The sequence below is a fragment of the Enterobacter genomosp. S genome, assembly GCF_001631805.1.
Classification (GTDB): Bacteria; Pseudomonadota; Gammaproteobacteria; order Enterobacterales; family Enterobacteriaceae; genus Enterobacter; species Enterobacter quasihormaechei.
The window spans coordinates 479,452-495,886 of the sequence record NZ_LVVA01000012.1 but is presented as its reverse complement, the minus strand read 5'-3'; the positions used below and the strand labels follow the sequence as shown (position 1 = coordinate 495,886).

Here is a 16,435-nt window from a genome sequence, read left to right as displayed (position 1 = left end):
TAAGACGATGGTTAAATAGATTACGCGGATTAATGAATAGAAAAATTTACAATAATGTAAAAATATTTATGATTGCCCTGGCGTTAAGCCTGATTGCGATCCCCTTTTCCCGTTATATCTCCCCGCGCGCTATCGTCAACGAAAATGATGTTTATTTAGCGTGGTTGCCCTTAAGCGCGATGCTCGCCATCGTATTGTTATTTGGACGACGGGCAATCATTCCTTTACTGATTGGTTTTAGTGTTACTAACATTTATTACTTTAATTTAGCAATACTACAATCTTCCGTATTATTACTTTGTCAGACGTTTGCCGTCTTCGCAGCCTGTGGCGTCATCCGTCTGATGCTGGGCAAGCGCTGGCGACACAGCATGCCGAATAAGTACATTGGCATACGTATTTTCTGGCTCGGATTTGTGGTTCCTGTAGGCATCAAATCATCGATGTATCTGGCTGGATATTTATTTGATTTCCCGGTGACAATCTCCTCCTATTTCGGCGAAGGCTCGGCAATTTATAACGTTATCGATATTCAAAGCCTGATATGTGCCGCCCTGATTTTCACCATGATGTTCTATTACCCGTTAAGAATGATTATTAATCCCCGGTATGCCCGAACATTCTGGCGGCGAAGCGTGAAGCCCCTCTTTTGTCACAAAAAAGCGTTATTTGTCGTTGTGTGGCTGATGCTGTTGGTCTCGACGATCGCTATTCTGTGCGCGCCATTCGAGTCACAGTTTATTGCTGGTTATTTGATGCCAATCGTTTTTATTCTTTTTACCCTAGGGATTGGTCGTCTGAGCTATTCGCTCATCTCTTTGCTCTGGGCGGCTTCGGCGCTCATGCTGTTGACCTACAATTATAATTTTCTCAATGGCGTTGAATCGGGTCACTCACTTTCCTTTATCCTGTCGGTGCTCATCTCTTTCGCCATCTGCCTGCTTTATATGTCACGGATCTTCCAGAAAAGTGAATGGCTGAAACAGGGATGGCAGGAGAGGGCGCTTACCGATCCGCTCACCGGTCTGCCTAACATTCGTGCGCTGGAAGTTTTTCTTCAGCACCATCCTGAGGCTAAAGTCTGCTGCCTGCGCCTGGATAATCTGGAATTCCTGAGCCGTCACTACGGCATCCTCATGCGCGTACACTGTAAAAAGATGATCACCGCGTCGCTGCAACCGCTATTGCAAAAAGACGAGAAGCTCTTCCAGCTACCGGGCAGCGAGCTGGTGGTGGTCTTGCTGGGGCCGGGCACGGCTGAGCGCCTGCAATATATGGTTGACCAACTGAACAGCCGTAAGATTACCTGGAACAAGACCGAGCTCGACATTGAGTTTGGTGCCTCCTGGGGGGAAGTGCCGGATGGGGAAAGCCTGCACCACACGCTGGGTCAGCTGAGCTGGCTGTCCGAGCAATCCTGTGGCGGGCATAACGTTCTGGCGTTAACCAACAGTCTGGATGATGTCTCTGGTCAGACGACGGACAGGGTGCTAATGCTGGCCCGCATAAAACGCGCCCTTGATATCGGCGGTCTTCACCTTTACGCCCAGCCAATCCACAATGCGCGCGGGGAAGGGTATTTTGAAATCCTGTCCAGGCTGGAAAGCGATGGCGAGATCATCACCCCTGACCGCTTTATTCCGCTGATTGCTCAGTTCAACCTGAGCCACCGGTTTGACCTGAACGTGTTGGAAAAATTGCTGATGTGGATGCGCAGCCATCCGTCCGGACGTGCAGGAACGCGCTTCTCCGTCAATCTGATGCCGTTGACGCTGATGCAAAATGAGATTGCGGCTGAGATCATTGCCCTTTTTGAACGCTACGCTATTGCGCCGCAAGATATCATCATTGAGATCACCGAGGAACAGGCTTTCTCTGACTCGGGAAGCAGCATCAAAAATATCCAGCAGCTGCGTGATTACGGCTTCCGCATTGCCATAGACGACTTTGGTACCGGCTATGCCAACTTTGAGCGCCTGAAGCGGCTGGAGGCCGATATCATTAAGATCGATGGCAGCTTCGTGAAAGATATCTGCACCGACAGCATGGATGCGATGATCGTGCAGTCCATTTGCAACATGGCAAAAACGAAATCGCTGTGTGTGGTGGCTGAATATGTGGAAACGGCTGAACAACGTGAGATGTTGTTGCGATTTGGCGTAGATTATTTGCAGGGCTATTTGATTGGTAAACCCCAGCCTCTGACGGCGCTGGAAGCATAAAAAAACCGGGAGCGATGGCTCCCGGTTTTCGTTCAGCGGTATGAATTACAGGACCAGTGCCGCGATAGAGGCAGACAGGACGCTCACCAGCGTTGAACCGTAAACCAGCTTCAGGCCAAAGCGAGAAACCACGTTACCCTGCTCTTCGTTCAGGCCTTTAATCGCGCCAGCGATGATACCGATGGAAGAGAAGTTCGCGAAGGAGACCAGGAAGACGGACAAGATCCCTTCCGCGCGCGGGGAGAGCGTGCTGGCAATCTTCTGGAGATCCATCATCGCCACGAATTCGTTGGATACCAGTTTCGTTGCCATGATGCTGCCCACCTGCAACGCTTCGTGAGCCGGTACACCCATCACCCAGGCAACCGGGTAGAAGATATAGCCCAGAATGCCCTGGAAGGAGATACCCAGTACGGCCGCAAACAGGGCGTTCAGCGCAGCGATCAGTGCGATAAAGCCAATCAGCATCGCGGCAACGATAACCGCAACCTTGAAACCAGCCAGAATGTATTCACCCAGCATTTCGAAGAAGCTCTGTCCCTCGTGCAGGTTTGACATCTGAATGTTCTCTTCGCTGGCATCCACACGGTACGGGTTAATCAGCGAAAGGACGATAAAGGTGCTGAACATGTTCAGAACCAGCGCCGCAACCACATATTTGGGTTCCAGCATGGTCATATACGCGCCCACGATAGACATGGAAACGGTAGACATTGCGGTCGCCGCCATGGTGTACATGCGGTTACGGGACATCTTGCCGAGGATATCTTTATACGCAATGAAGTTCTCAGACTGACCAAGGATCAGCGAGCTGACTGCGTTAAAGGACTCCAGTTTGCCCATGCCGTTAACTTTAGATAACAGGAAGCCGATCGCACGGATAACCACCGGCAGAACACGGATGTGCTGGAGGATACCGATCAGGGCAGAGATGAAGACGATAGGGCAGAGCACTTTCAGGAAGAAGAAGGCCAGACCCTGATCGTTCATGTTGCCAAAGACAAAGTTTGTCCCTTCGTTGGCAAATCCGAGCAGTTTTTCGAACATTTCGGAGAAGCCTTTCACGAAGCCGAGGCCTACGTTGGAGTTCAGGAAGAACCACGCAAGTAAAACTTCAATGACCAGCAGCTGGACAACATAGCGAATACGAATATTTTTGCGGTCTGTGCTGACCAGCAATGCGAGTGCAGTAACGACAACGAGTGCCAGGACAAAATGAAGGACGCGGTCCATATTTGCTCCAAATATGAGGCAGGTTTAATTTCCGTGCACATTCTATGTAACAAGCACAAAGAAAACGAGATCAAGCCCACACTATAGTTACATCCTGTGACGAGTCTCAAAAATAGTGATCAACAATACATTTTTGTTATGTTAGGTAAATGAGTGAAAAGTTAAGTTTGTGTGCTACGCTTCACAAATGTCTGCGCATTTTCACATTCTGTGACCTTGCTCCACCTGCCTGTCTATTGTTCCTGACTATCAGAGAAATCATGTTAACCATTACAAATGAACTTGATAATCATTCTCATTTTGATAGCATAAAACATAGCAAAGGCTATATTTCCAGAGGCAGAAATGACGAATAGTCGCGTAGAGAGTAGCAGCGGCAGAGCGGCACGCAAGCTGCGGTTCGCATTAATGGGACCGGCATTCATTGCCGCGATTGGCTACATCGATCCAGGTAATTTTGCGACCAATATTCAGGCCGGGGCCAGTTTCGGCTATAAGCTGCTGTGGGTTGTGGTTTGGGCCAACCTGATGGCAATGCTGATTCAGATGCTTTCCGCGAAGCTGGGTATTGCCACCGGGAAAAACCTGGCGGAGCAAATCCGCGATCACTATCCGCGTCCGGCGGTATGGTTTTACTGGGTCCAGGCGGAAATTATCGCCATGGCCACCGATCTCGCCGAGTTTATCGGGGCGGCAATCGGCTTTAAGCTTATTCTGGGCGTCTCCCTGCTACAGGGCGCCGTGCTGACCGGTATCGCCACGTTCCTTATTCTGATGCTCCAGCGGCGGGGACAAAAACCGCTGGAGAAAGTCATCGGCGGCCTGCTGCTGTTCGTCGCTGCCGCCTATATTGTTGAGCTGGTTTTCTCCCAGCCGAATCTGGTGCAGCTGACGAAAGGGATGGTGATCCCATCGTTACCCACCTCTGAAGCCGTTTTTCTCGCGGCCGGGGTGCTGGGGGCGACCATCATGCCGCACGTGATTTATCTGCACTCTTCTTTAACCCAGAATCTGCACGGCGGAACGAGCAAAGAGCGTTACTCCGCCTCGAAATGGGATGTGGCGATCGCGATGACCATTGCCGGATTTGTGAACCTGGCGATGATGGCGACCGCCGCTGCCGCGTTCCACTTTAACGGGCATACCGGGGTTGCCGATCTCGACCAGGCTTACCTGACGCTGGAGCCGTTGCTGAGCCATGCCGCTGCCACTATTTTCGGTTTAAGCCTGGTTGCTGCGGGTCTCTCGTCGACGGTTGTGGGAACGCTGGCCGGGCAGGTGGTGATGCAGGGGTTTGTTCGTTTCCACATTCCTATGTGGGTTCGCCGCTCGGTAACCATGCTGCCTTCCTTTATTGTCATTCTGATGGGGCTGGATCCGACCCGCATTCTGGTGATGAGTCAGGTACTGCTGAGTTTCGGTATTGCACTGGCGCTGGTGCCGTTGCTAATCTTCACCAGCAACAAATCGCTGATGGGCGATCTGGTAAATTCAACGTGGGTGAAACGTGCCGGCTGGGCCATTGTGGTCGTGGTGGTGGCGTTAAACCTCTGGTTGTTAATAGGCACGGCGGCAGGGCTGTAAAAGAAAAAGGAGCCGTGAGGCTCCTTTTTGCTGTTAATGATGATGGCCGTGACCGTGGCCTCTGCCTTTACCATGGCCTCTGCCGCCGCGGTGGTCGTCACGATCGTGCCAGCCTTCGCGGTAGCCCCGTTCGTAGGCCTTACGCTTATCCCAGCCACGGTGATAGCCGTTATCGTGTTTCCACCAGCGGTTTTTACGCCACTCATAATGGCGGTGCCAGTAGTCACGGTCGCGCCAGCCGCCGCCGTCCCAGTAGTTACCGTAATTGTCGCGATCGCCAATTTGTAATTTTATCGATGGCAACAGGGTGATTTCGCCAGCGTTGGCGACCAGCGGGGCCGAAGCCAGTAATACCGCTGCAAGAATCAGTGACCTGAACATACTCTTCTCCTTCACGATCGGGGCCGCTGTGCGACCTGTTAACGCAATTTTACGAGTTGGTAAACATTCGTTTCATCGCCTCAACTCCTAAATCATGAAGGAGAGCACTTTTTGCTAAAAGTAATGTTAATCTGAACTGGACAGGATCGCTTCTATCGTCTTCAGCTCTTGTGCGGAAAAATGACGATTTACAAGCATGCCTGCCGCATCATCAATTTGCCCGGTTTTGCTTGCACCAATGAGCACTGATGTCACTGCATCGTGACGCAGTATCCAGGCCAGCGCCATTTGCGACAGCTTTTGCCCCCGGCTTTGCGCCAGCGCGTTCAGCTTACGCACTTTTTCCAGCTTATTGTCGGTGATTTGCTCAGGATTAAGGAACTTACTGCCGCTTGCCGCGCGAGAATCCGCCGGGATGCCGTTCAGATAGCGATCGGTCAACTGTCCACCGGCCAGCGGAGAGAAGGGGATGCATCCCACCCCTTTTTGCTGCAATACCTCCAGCAGACCCGCTTCAGGCGCACGTTCAAACATGGAGTACTTCGGCTGGTGGATCAGACATGGTGTGCCCAGATCCTCCAGTATTTCAATCGCCTGTCGTGCCAGTTCTGCCGGGTAGTTGGACAGACCAATGTACAGCGCCTTGCCCTGACGCACCACGTGGTCAAGCGCTTTCATGGTTTCACGCAGCGGCGTTTGGGGATCGGGACGATGGTGATAGAAAATATCAACGTACTCCAGCCCCATACGCCTGAGGCTTTGATCCAGGCTGGAGATCAGGTATTTACGCGAGCCCCAGTCGCCGTAAGGCCCGTCCCACATGGTGTAGCCCGCTTTGGTGGAGATAATCAGCTCATCACGCCAGGGCAGGAAATCCTCCTGCAAAATGCGACCAAAATTACGTTCGGCCGATCCGGGAGGCGGGCCGTAATTATTGGCAAGGTCAAAATGCGTAATACCCAAATCGAACGCGCGCTGTAAAAGTTGACGGCTGTTTTCGAGCAACGTCGCGTCGCCAAAATTATGCCACAGCCCCAGCGAGATGGCGGGAAGCTTGAGACCGCTTTGTCCACAGCGGCGATACTGCATTGTCTGATAACGATTTTTGTCAGGCTGATAACCCATTGACGAGACCTCTGGCGCTGAAAAGGAAAATCAGTGTATACGTTTACACTCACCCGAAGAACATGAGCATAGCTCAGCTTTTTTCGTAAAGCATTCTTTCCATTCTCGACTTCTCGCCATTTCTGGACAGGCTTCACGCTTATTTAATACTCAGAGTGAGGTCAACGTCAGAAGGACACCTATAATATGCGTACCCCCTATTGCGTCGCTGATTACCTGCTGGACCGACTAACAGATTGCGGTGCCGATCATCTGTTTGGCGTGCCGGGCGACTATAACCTGCAATTTCTCGACCATGTGATAGAAAGCCCGGACATCTGCTGGGTGGGCTGTGCCAATGAACTGAACGCGTCTTACGCCGCTGACGGCTATGCCCGCTGTAAGGGCTTTGCCGCGCTGCTGACGACATTCGGCGTTGGGGAATTAAGCGCCATGAACGGTGTGGCAGGCAGCTTTGCCGAACATGTTCCCGTGCTCCATATTGTGGGGGCCCCGGGTATGGCGGCACAGCAACGAGGAGAGTTATTGCACCATACGTTAGGCGACGGCGAGTTCCGCCACTTCTACCATATGAGCGAACCCATCACCGTCGCACAGGCGGTGCTCACCGAACAAAACGCCTGCTATGAAATTGACCGGGTGCTTACCACCATGCTGAGGGAGCGCCGTCCGGGCTACCTTATGCTGCCCGCCGATGTGGCGAAAAAAGCCGCTACCCCCCCTGTAAGCGCTCTCACTCTGCATCCCGCACCCGCTGATTCAGCCTGCTTGCAGGCGTTCCGTGAGGCTGCCGAAAAGCGTCTGTCCATGAGCAAACGCACCGCGCTGTTAGCGGATTTCCTGGTGCTGCGCCACGGCCTGAGAGACGCCGTTCAGAAGTGGGTCAAAGCGGTGCCAATGGCTCACGCCACGATGCTGATGGGTAAGGGCATTTTTGACGAACGCCAGAGCGGCTTTTACGGTACCTATAGCGGGTCGGCAAGCGCCGAACAGGTCAAAGAGGCGATCGAGGGTGCCGATACGGTGCTGTGCATTGGCACGCGTTTTACCGATACGCTCACCGCCGGATTTACCCATCAGTTGACGCCAGCCCAGACGATAGAGGTTCAGCCCCACGCTGCCCGCGTCGGTGACGTCTGGTTTACGGGCATCCCGATGAGGGAGGCGATTGAAACGCTAACGGCCCTGTGTAAAACGCATGTACGTGATACGCGAACGTCATCGGATAACAACGGCTTTTCGTTCCCCACTATCGAAGGGTCTCTGACGCAGGAGAGCTTCTGGCGTACCCTGCAAGCGTTTATTCGTCCCGGCGATATCATTCTGGCTGACCAGGGAACATCTGCTTTTGGCGCTATCGATCTGCGTTTACCGGCAGACGTCAACTTTATCGTCCAGCCGCTGTGGGGCTCGATTGGCTACACGCTGGCGGCAGCTTTTGGCGCACAAACGGCGTGTCCGGACCGACGCGTGATTGTCCTGACGGGCGACGGCGCCGCGCAGCTGACCATTCAGGAGCTGGGCTCAATGCTGCGCGACAAGCAACGCCCGATTATTCTGGTGCTTAACAACGAAGGGTACACGGTCGAGAGGGCTATCCACGGGCCGGAGCAGCGCTATAACGATATCGCCCTCTGGAACTGGACGCAGATCCCGCAGGCGCTGAGCCTGGCGCCTCAGGCAGAGTGCTGGCAGGTCAGCGAAGCGGAAGCGCTGGCAGAAGTGCTGGATAAAGTGGCACACCACGAGCGGCTGTCGCTGATCGAGGTGATGCTGCCGAAAGCCGATATTCCGCCGCTGTTGAGCGCGCTGACCAAAGCGCTGGAGGCGCGCAATAACGCCTGATTACCTGTCGTTTCGCCATGCCATCAGCATCGGTTTGCCCGCCAGCAGGAGCCAGGCGGGCAACATCACGATACAGAGCAGCGGCAGAAGCGTGGTATCCGGCACGACAACGGCCGCCATAAACAGGCTTAGCCACGCATCGCGCGTGACCACCAGTACCAGCCCCAGAATGGAGCAGGAGACGGTAATCGCCGCAGGGACTGCGTCGACGTGCTCATGCAGCATCAGCCCCAGCGCGACCCCAACAAAGACCGCCGGGAAGATACGACCGCCCCGGAAACCACAGGCCGCAGCGACCACGAGCGCCGCCAGTTTCACCAGCGCGAACAGCAGATAATCTGAAACGCTAAAGACCTGGCTGAAGGCCAGCTGCTGCATCTCGTCCAGCCCCTTAAACAGCGTAACCGTCCCGCCGATGGCGCCTAAAACGCCCAGACTAAAGCCGCCCATACCCAGAATCAGCACCGGATGCTTCAGCCTGTGCATCAGGCGATGCAGGCGCGGAAGACACCATACCGCGACCATCCCCAGTGCAATGGCTATCGCGACGACGACGGCACCGCTGAAAATATCGGCGAGCTGCATCTGACCGTAGTGGGGGATGGGCAGCGAAAAATGAGGATGGAAAAACAGGCTGGTGGTGAGCGCCCCGGCAGCGGCGGCCATCAGCGGCGCGAAGAGTTTGTCCCACAGCGGCACCTCATTGTCCCTGCTCAGGGTTTGGGAAAAGATAAGCGCGGCGGCTACCGGCGTGCCAAACAGCGCCCCGATGGTGCCGGCGGAGGCCAGAATCGTCCAGTCCAGCGCGCCAACGCGCGGGAAAAGACGCGCCCCCAGGAAGACCGCCAGCGCGATGTTGACCGCCATAATGGGGTGCTCAGGCCCGAGGCTCACGCCGCCGGCGAGGCCGATAATCAGCGCGATGATAAGCCCCGGCAGGGCAGAAGGCGAAACGGGCGCGCCAATCAGTGGTTCCAGCGCCGGATCCGGCCCGGCGTGTCCCGGGCTATAGCGGATCACCAGCCCTACGGCAATCCCGGTCAGGGTCAGCATCATCATGATCCAACCCGGCGAGTCAATGCTGATGCCAAGCTTCACCGGCAGCGCAGACCACAACAACGATTGCAGCACCGATGCCACCTTCATGACGACGATGAGCACCAGGCTCGACGCCACGCCAATAATCAGCGCCGGGACGGCCAATAACAGCATGGTTCTGGCTCGCGGATGGAGCATGATGATTTCCTTGTAAAAACGGCTTAACGTTACTTTGCACAATCAGCATTGTGGCAATAGTGCAAAAGGTGCTGAAACGGTAAAGTTATTATGTGACGAAGATCGATAATCCATGGGCAGTCACCTTCTGGTCGTTGTTGTTATCACGCCTTGAATTTACAGTGTCCCAAAGATTTATTCTGACTTTAGCGGAGCAGTAGAAGAATGACAAAGTATGCTTTGGTAGGTGATGTGGGCGGCACCAACGCTCGCCTTGCCCTGTGCGATGTGAACAGCGGTGAAATTTCTCAGGCGAAAACCTATTCAGGGCTGGATTACCCAAGCCTGGAGGAGGTGGTACGCGTCTATCTGGAAGAGCATAAAGTGAGCGTTGAGGACGGTTGTATCGCCATCGCCTGTCCGATCACCGGCGACTGGGTCGCGATGACCAACCACACATGGGCCTTCTCAATTGCCGAAATGCAAAAGAACCTCGGCTTCTCGCACCTCGAAATCATTAACGACTTCACCGCGGTTTCCATGGCTATTCCGATGCTTAAGCAAGAGCATCTGATTCAGTTCGGCGGTACGGCCCCGGTTGAAGGTAAACCGATTGCCGTTTACGGCGCGGGCACCGGTCTGGGGGTGGCGCACCTGGTTCACGTCGACAAACGCTGGGTGAGCCTGCCGGGCGAGGGCGGTCACGTGGATTTTGCGCCGAACAGCGAAGAAGAGGGCATTATTCTTGAGGAGCTACGCGCCGAGATTGGTCACGTATCGGCCGAGCGCGTGCTTTCTGGCCCGGGGCTGGTGAACCTGTATCGGGCGATTGTGAAATCAGATGGCCGTCTGCCGGAAAATCTGCGGCCTAAAGACGTGACCGAACGCGCGCTGGCCGACAGCTGTACTGACTGTCGCCGTGCGCTGTCGCTGTTCTGCGTCATTATGGGGCGTTTCGGCGGCAACCTGGCGCTGAATCTTGGCACCTTTGGCGGGGTCTATATTGCGGGCGGGATCGTGCCGCGCTTCCTCGATTTCTTTACCGCCTCCGGCTTCCGCGGCGGCTTCGAAGACAAAGGCCGCTTCAGGAGCTACGTGCAGGACATTCCGGTTTACCTGATTGTCCACGACAACCCAGGCTTGCTTGGCTCCGGTGCGCATCTGCGCCAGGTGCTTGGCCAGATCCTCTGACGCCCGTCTCCCTCTCCTGCGGGAGAGGGAACGCACTACAGGTGCATGAGCTGGCGGAACTCTTTCACCCTGCTGCGGCTAACCGGCACCTGAAAATCCAGATCCTTCAGACGCAAAATATAGGTGTTATTAAACCAGGGCTCGATTTCGCGGATCTTGTTCAGGTTGACGCAGAACGAACGGTGGCAGCGGAAGAAGCGGGCGGCCGGAAGTTTATTGCAAAATTCGGTGATGTTCATCGCCATGACGTAGGATTCACGCCGCGTATAGACAAACGTCATTTTTTCATGCGCTTCGGCATAATAAATATCGTCGACAGGCGTGACGATGATCCGTTCGTCTTTCACCAGGTTAATGGTGTCGTTTTCCCGCGCTGCCGGGCTGGTGCTGGCGGGCAGCGTCTGCTGCTGCCATGCGGCTTCCAGCTTGTGCAGCATGCTGATAATACGCGACTCCTGGTACGGCTTGAGAATGTAGTCAAACGCCTCGAGCTCGAAGGCTTCCACGGCATGCTCTTTCCACGCGGTGACAAACACAATAAACGGCTTGTGGGCGAACTGATTGATATTTTGCGCCAGCAGGACGCCGTCCAGCGACGGAATATTAATATCGAGAAAAATCGCGTCGACCCGGTTATGCTGCAAAAATTTCAGCACGTCCAGACCGTCCTCAAAGCAGCCAACAATCTCCATCTGGCTGTGGGTTTTGATAAGCCAGCTCAACTCCTGCTGAGCCAGAATTTCATCTTCTACAATGATGACTTTCATCTGTTACTCCGGCCTACGGCAACAAGGAAATGGGGGCATTAACGGGCGTTCGCTCATTCGGAACATAAAAAGCAATCTCGGTGCCCGGCTCAAGACGGTGAATGTGCAGCCCGTCACCGAACAGCAGCTTGACCCGGTGGTGCACGTTCAGCAGCCCGATTTTGTTGCCCGGCATTTCATTTGCCTCGACGCGCTCGATGACTTTCGGATCGATGCCGTGTCCGGTATCGCGCACGGCGATGCGCACGCGGTTACCGCTTTCCGTCACGCTAATCGTGACCACGCCTTTGCCTTTACACGGCTGAATACCGTGAACAATGGCATTTTCCACCAGCGGCTGGATCAGCAGGCTTGGGATCACGCAGTTGACCTCTTCATCAATATCGTAAATAACCGTGAGCTTATCGCCAAAGCGTGCCTGCTCGATCGCGATGTAATCCTTAATTTGATACAGCTCTTTTTTGATGTCGATCTGCTCGTCATCTTTTAGCTCAATGTTGTAGCGCAGATAGCGTGACAGATTAAAAATCAGTTGCCGCGCGGTGTCCGGATTAAGACGGATGGAGGAGGAGATCGCATTTAGCGCGTTAAACAGAAAATGGGGATTGATCTTGCTTTGCAGGGCACGGAGTTCTGCCTTATTTGCCATCTCGCGCAGCTGCTCCGCACGCGACACTTCGAGTTGGGTAGAGATAATTTGCGACAGGCCAATCGCCATTTCCTGAAGCGAGGAGGTGATTTGGTGCGCATGACAGTAGTAAATTTTCAGCGTCCCCGTGACGACCCCTTTTTCCCATAGCGGGATCACCAGCATAGAGTGGATCTCTGGCGTTCGGTGGGCTTCATCATTATTTTTAATGATGATTTTTCCGTAATTAATTGCCTGTCTGGTGGTGGGGCTGATGGTATCGTCGCTGTCGCGGTAGTTGTGCTCACCAACGCCAACGTAAGCCAGCACGTGGTCAATATTGGTGATAGCGACCGCATCCGCATGAATGTCCCGGCGGATGATATCGCAAACCTGACGTAAAGAGTCGGCGTTAACGTGTCGGAAAAGCGGCAGCGTTTTATTGGCAATCTCCAGCGCCAGCTTGGCCTGACGCGCGGCGCTGGCCTCTTTTTCACCTTCCACGCTTTGCACCAGCAGCACGATAAAACCGATACAGACGCTCCCGAGGATCATCGGAATCCCGATCTTCGAGACGATATCCAGCCCCAGCGCAACGGTGGGCGCCCAAACGATGACCAGGATCATGGTCAGCGTTTCGCAGACCATCCCTGCGATAATCCCCGCACGCCAGTGCTGCTTTTTCGGGATTTTGCGGTTAATCCAGCCGGAGAGTATCCCGGCAATAATGCTGGTGATAAAGCAGGGGACGGCCGTCACGCCGCCAATATCAATCAGGTATCGGTGGGTCCCGGCGATAATGCCCGTAATAATCCCGACCCAGGGGCCAAAGAGTATCCCGCCTGACATCACGGCAATGATGCGCACGTTTACCAGCGATCCTTCTACCGGCACGCCGGACCAGGTGCTGAACAGGGCAAACATCGAAAAGATAAACGTGACGGCCAGCAGCTCTTTTGGCGAGTGGGCTGATTTATGCAAAAGCTCGCGAAACAAGCGAATGCGGATGAGGAAAAAGAGACAGATCAGCATTAATGCCGCGCGGTCGAACACCGCCAGGAGCATATTGAAGATTTCGTGCACGGTCAGGCCTGGGAAAACGGGAAAAATCTATGATAGAAAACATGGGGCCTGATGACCAGCTATCCGTCAGATTTATCAAATGAGGAAAAACCATAATTTCCAAAGGGGATTGTTCGCTTTTGACTGAAAGACGGTGAGTTTCCGTTTGAGGTAAAAAGTACGGTAACGATACTGATAACAACGTGTTAAATCGTAGCGCTTAAAACTGCCTGTTCGCGTAAAGAGTTCCGCTTTTCACTGCTATCGCGTCCCCGTTTTAGCGCAAAATTTTATTTTGTCATTACCCTCTCGACAGCGTCTTTTTCTTCAGGTTATTTTCTAAGCACGCCACACGGGTGGCAGCGTCGCTCGGACGGTCCGGGCGCTAACGTGACTCTGAGGAATCTATGGCTGAATTCAGTCCTGAACGCCGTTTTACGCGTATCGATCGTCTCCCCCCTTATGTTTTCAACATCACTGCTGAACTGAAAATGGCTGCGCGTCGGCGCGGCGAAGACATTATCGATTTCAGTATGGGTAACCCTGACGGCCCAACGCCGCCGCATATCGTTGAGAAACTCTGCACCGTTGCCCAGCGTCCTGATACCCACGGGTACTCGACCTCACGCGGTATTCCCCGGTTACGTCGGGCGATCTCTCGCTGGTATCAGGATCGTTATCAGGTGGATATCGATCCCGAAAGTGAGGCGATCGTGACCATTGGCTCGAAAGAAGGGCTGGCCCACCTGATGCTGGCGACGCTGGATCACGGCGATACCGTCCTGGTGCCGAATCCGAGCTACCCTATTCATATTTATGGGGCGGTGATTGCCGGCGCGCAGGTTCGTTCTGTTCCGCTGGTGGAAGGCGTCGACTTCTTTAACGAGCTGGAACGGGCGATTCGTGAAAGCTATCCAAAGCCGAAAATGATGATCCTCGGCTTCCCGTCTAACCCAACGGCACAATGCGTTGAACTCGAATTCTTTGAGAAAGTGGTTGCACTGGCTAAGCGTTACGACGTGCTGGTGGTACACGATCTCGCCTATGCCGATATCGTTTATGATGGCTGGAAAGCGCCGTCCATTATGCAGGTACCGGGTGCCCGTGATGTGGCGGTTGAGTTTTTCACGCTCTCGAAAAGCTACAACATGGCGGGCTGGCGAATTGGATTTATGGTCGGGAACAAAACGCTGGTGAGCGCCCTGGCACGTATTAAAAGCTACCATGACTATGGCACCTTTACGCCATTGCAGGTCGCGGCCATCGCGGCGCTGGAAGGGGATCAGCAGTGCGTACTTGATATTGCCGCCCAGTACAAACGCCGCCGTGATGTGCTTGTCAAAGGGCTTCACGAAGCGGGCTGGATGGTGGAAATGCCTAAAGCTTCCATGTACGTCTGGGCGAAAATCCCCGAGCCGTATGCGGCGATGGGATCGCTGGAATTTGCCAAAAAACTGCTTCAGGGCGCGAAGGTGTGCGTCTCTCCGGGCATCGGCTTTGGTGACTACGGTGATACGCACGTGCGTTTCGCGCTGATCGAAAACAGCGACCGTATCCGTCAGGCTGTGCGGGGGATCAAAAGCATGTTCCGCGCGGATGGTTTGCTCGCAGCGAAGAGCATTACGGAACAAGCTGAGTCTTAACGGACACCAAAAAAAACAGGCGCCAACGGCGCCTGTTTTTTTGACTGCATTTTCTTAACTAGATCATCAGAGCAAACGTTCCGGCCCAAACTAAAACAATAACCGAAATGCCCATAAAGAAATATTTCACGTTTCATCGCTCCGCGTATCTTCCGGTACGCATTAAAAAAACAGAGTCCAACTGAGTATAGAGAGTTGAAATCATGCGAAAGGGGAAATCGGATTTATCCCGTTCCGTCGCTAACTTCAGCCCTGAATTCTGTGCTTTCCTGTCGCCAGACGGCGCTAATGTACGCCTAAAATTCAGGAGTGACAAGAGGCATTTTTTTAAATAATTTCCTACACTTACGAGTGTCGTGGAACGGCGACAGTTTGATTTCAGTACGCAATAAATGCGTATTGAGCGACGGTTGATAGAAACCGTTACGCACGGCGATTACAGGTGTTTGAAAAGGTTAGTTTCTTAACGAAACTAACCTTCGGAAGGGTTTAGATATAGAGTGAAGCTTCGCCCAGTGGGCGGGTTTTAAAGCGGCGGTGCATCCACAAATACTGCTCAGGTGCACGCATAATCTCGAATTCAATCACCTTATTGATAAAGGTAGCGGCTTCACTTTCATCTTCAGGATAGTTCGCCATTTCTGGGGATATGTGCAGACGATAGCCTGACTTATCGGCTTTTCGGACCATGGTAACCGTCAGCATCGCGGCGCCTGACAGACGTGAAATCACAAAGGTACCGTTTGTCGTAGCGACATCTTTAACCGCGAAGAAAGGGGCAAAGCTACTGCCTTTAGGACCGTAATCCTGATCCGGGGCAAACCAGACGGCTTCACCTTTTTTCAGGGCGCCCACCATACCGCGCAGATTGTTACGGCTGATCATCGCCTTGTTGGAGCGCATGCGTCCCCGCGTTTGTACCCATTCCATCAGCGCACTGTTATGCGGGCGATAGGTTGCCATCATCGGCTGACAGAGGCCCATAACGCGGCCGCCCAGCTCAAGGGACATAAAATGTACGCCAACAACCATCACGCCGCGCTTTTGCAGCTGGGCACGCTTCAGGTTATCCAGACCTTCCACGTCAAACCATTTACGGACGCGTTCGTCTGACCAGAACCAGGCCATACCGGTTTCAAGCAGCGCCATACCGATAGATTTAAAATTTTCTGCAATCAGCGTTTCGCGCTGCTGCGCATTGTAGTGCGGAAAGCAAAGTTCGAGGTTTTTTCGGGCAATGGACTCACGACGTTTAAGGAAGTGACGCGATGCGCTGCCGAGCTTTGAACCCAGGAAACGGATCACGGGATAGGGAAGCTGGACCAGCAACCAAAGTACGCCAAGGCCGAACCATGTAAACCAGTAGCGCGGGTGCAGAAACGCCCGCTGAAATTTGGATTGAGACAAAATAGTGGAACCTTTGTAAAGCCTGTTAAGGTAGCGCAGACTTCGCGATACCACGTGCCATTAAGACCGTAGGACGAGGTCATGGTTGCAGGCTTTACCGTTCTTTACGACGTTGCCTGGCCATTGCTGACT

General features: G+C 53.7%; 13 protein-coding genes. 5 read left to right on the top strand and 8 right to left on the bottom strand.

Translation table 11 applies throughout. The features are described 5' to 3' along the window. The first annotated feature begins 32 nt into the window (after positions 1-32). Positions 33-2,222: an EAL domain-containing protein gene (locus A3466_RS09935; protein ID WP_063450446.1), complete on the top strand. Its 2,190-nt coding sequence runs from the start codon at positions 33-35 to the stop codon at positions 2,220-2,222. Between the two features lie 45 nt (positions 2,223-2,267). On the opposite strand, the gene nupC is transcribed toward A3466_RS09935, so the two are convergent. Continuing rightward, the gene (gene nupC, locus A3466_RS09930; protein ID WP_063450445.1) at positions 2,268-3,455 is read right to left on the bottom strand and encodes a nucleoside permease NupC; all 1,188 of its coding nucleotides are present in this window, start codon (positions 3,453-3,455) and stop codon (positions 2,268-2,270) included. Between the two features lie 345 nt (positions 3,456-3,800). Between nupC and A3466_RS09925 the strand changes: the two genes are divergently transcribed. Beyond that, on the top strand, positions 3,801-5,039 hold the full coding sequence (locus tag A3466_RS09925; protein ID WP_063450444.1) for an Nramp family divalent metal transporter: 1,239 nt from the start codon (positions 3,801-3,803) through the stop codon (positions 5,037-5,039). A 33-nt stretch (positions 5,040-5,072) separates the two neighbouring features. On the opposite strand, the gene ypeC is transcribed toward A3466_RS09925, so the two are convergent. After that, positions 5,073-5,420 carry a DUF2502 domain-containing protein YpeC gene (gene ypeC, locus A3466_RS09920; protein ID WP_063450443.1) on the bottom strand — a complete coding sequence of 116 codons (348 nt, stop codon included), beginning with the start codon at positions 5,418-5,420 and terminating at the stop codon, positions 5,073-5,075. A gap of 126 nt (positions 5,421-5,546) precedes the next feature. After that, complete coding sequence (gene mgrA / locus A3466_RS09915; protein WP_063450442.1) at positions 5,547-6,545, bottom strand: L-glyceraldehyde 3-phosphate reductase; 999 nt, start codon at positions 6,543-6,545, stop codon at positions 5,547-5,549. Positions 6,546-6,731: 186 nt separating this feature from the next. On the opposite strand from mgrA, the gene ipdC reads away from it, so the two are divergent. Further along, positions 6,732-8,390, top strand: coding sequence for an indolepyruvate decarboxylase (gene ipdC, locus A3466_RS09910; RefSeq protein ID WP_063450441.1), 1,659 nt, complete (start codon positions 6,732-6,734; stop codon positions 8,388-8,390). On the opposite strand, the gene A3466_RS09905 is transcribed toward ipdC, so the two are convergent. Beyond that, positions 8,391-9,626 (bottom strand): ion channel protein, encoded by a 1,236-nt coding sequence (locus A3466_RS09905; RefSeq protein ID WP_063450440.1) that lies wholly within the window; start codon positions 9,624-9,626, stop codon positions 8,391-8,393. Between the two features lie 204 nt (positions 9,627-9,830). Here A3466_RS09905 and glk point away from each other — a divergent pair, with 204 nt between their 5' ends. Next, entirely contained in the window at positions 9,831-10,796 is a 966-nt protein-coding gene (gene glk / locus A3466_RS09900) for a glucokinase (RefSeq protein ID WP_063450439.1), read from the top strand. A 35-nt stretch (positions 10,797-10,831) separates the two neighbouring features. Here glk and A3466_RS09895 read toward each other — a convergent pair whose 3' ends face one another. Continuing rightward, complete coding sequence (locus A3466_RS09895) at positions 10,832-11,563, bottom strand: LytR/AlgR family response regulator transcription factor (protein ID WP_063450438.1); 732 nt, start codon at positions 11,561-11,563, stop codon at positions 10,832-10,834. Positions 11,564-11,576: 13 nt separating this feature from the next. Then, the gene (locus A3466_RS09890) at positions 11,577-13,274 is read right to left on the bottom strand and encodes a sensor histidine kinase (protein WP_063450437.1); all 1,698 of its coding nucleotides are present in this window, start codon (positions 13,272-13,274) and stop codon (positions 11,577-11,579) included. A gap of 386 nt (positions 13,275-13,660) precedes the next feature. Here A3466_RS09890 and alaC point away from each other — a divergent pair, with 386 nt between their 5' ends. Further along, positions 13,661-14,896: an alanine transaminase gene (alaC, locus tag A3466_RS09885; RefSeq protein WP_063450436.1), complete on the top strand. Its 1,236-nt coding sequence runs from the start codon at positions 13,661-13,663 to the stop codon at positions 14,894-14,896. Between the two features lie 58 nt (positions 14,897-14,954). Here the strand turns inward: alaC and ypdK are convergent, their stop codons facing one another. Together ypdK and lpxP are read right to left on the bottom strand one after the other, a co-directional pair. Then, on the bottom strand, positions 14,955-15,026 hold the full coding sequence (gene ypdK, locus A3466_RS23130; protein ID WP_099458937.1) for a membrane protein YpdK: 72 nt from the start codon (positions 15,024-15,026) through the stop codon (positions 14,955-14,957). A 359-nt stretch (positions 15,027-15,385) separates the two neighbouring features. Further along, complete coding sequence (gene lpxP / locus A3466_RS09875) at positions 15,386-16,306, bottom strand: kdo(2)-lipid IV(A) palmitoleoyltransferase (RefSeq protein WP_167349523.1); 921 nt, start codon at positions 16,304-16,306, stop codon at positions 15,386-15,388. Positions 16,307-16,435 lie beyond the last annotated feature (129 nt).

Coding starts and splice junctions, on each gene's coding strand:
- ypeC (WP_063450443.1), bottom strand. CDS start 5,420: ATGTTCAGGTCACTGATTCTTGCAGCGGTATTACTGGCTTCGGCCCCG.
- A3466_RS09905 (WP_063450440.1), bottom strand. CDS start 9,626: ATGCTCCATCCGCGAGCCAGAACCATGCTGTTATTGGCCGTCCCGGCG.
- A3466_RS09895 (WP_063450438.1), bottom strand. CDS start 11,563: ATGAAAGTCATCATTGTAGAAGATGAAATTCTGGCTCAGCAGGAGTTG.
- glk (WP_063450439.1), top strand. CDS start 9,831: ATGACAAAGTATGCTTTGGTAGGTGATGTGGGCGGCACCAACGCTCGC.
- ipdC (WP_063450441.1), top strand. CDS start 6,732: ATGCGTACCCCCTATTGCGTCGCTGATTACCTGCTGGACCGACTAACA.
- nupC (WP_063450445.1), bottom strand. CDS start 3,455: ATGGACCGCGTCCTTCATTTTGTCCTGGCACTCGTTGTCGTTACTGCA.
- A3466_RS09935 (WP_063450446.1), top strand. CDS start 33: ATGAATAGAAAAATTTACAATAATGTAAAAATATTTATGATTGCCCTG.
- alaC (WP_063450436.1), top strand. CDS start 13,661: ATGGCTGAATTCAGTCCTGAACGCCGTTTTACGCGTATCGATCGTCTC.
- A3466_RS09925 (WP_063450444.1), top strand. CDS start 3,801: ATGACGAATAGTCGCGTAGAGAGTAGCAGCGGCAGAGCGGCACGCAAG.
- mgrA (WP_063450442.1), bottom strand. CDS start 6,545: ATGGGTTATCAGCCTGACAAAAATCGTTATCAGACAATGCAGTATCGC.